The 247-nt window shown below is 38.9% G+C and carries 1 protein-coding gene; it reads left to right on the top strand.

The genetic code is table 11. The features are described 5' to 3' along the window. A partial coding sequence (locus AAEY83_RS17580) for a hypothetical protein (protein WP_351061248.1) occupies positions 1-247 on the top strand: 247 nt, incomplete at both ends.

The raw sequence follows: 247 nt of genomic DNA, 5'->3' as shown, positions 1-247 counted from the left end.
AGCTATGATAGCGTGGAAAGGGTTAAGCTTTTTCTGGCCTTCTGAAGTAGTGCAATTTGAGCTGGAAGGCTCAATTGCAAAACAAACTATTATTGGTGAAATTTACGATCGAGAATTAGTACCCAAAGCGCGTTTAGCGGCAACCGGTGTTGATGTTTCGGCATATGATAGGGAAGAATTTGAGCGGTTATTAATTAAAACCGGTAACCGTGAATATGTAGATTTAGATTTTCGTTGGATATTAAAC

Source organism: Psychrobacter sp. TB20-MNA-CIBAN-0197 (assembly GCF_040309765.1).
Taxonomy (GTDB): domain Bacteria; phylum Pseudomonadota; class Gammaproteobacteria; order Pseudomonadales; family Moraxellaceae; genus Psychrobacter; species Psychrobacter submarinus.
Note: the sequence above shows the minus strand (reverse complement) of the source record. Positions and strands in the feature narration are given on the sequence as shown.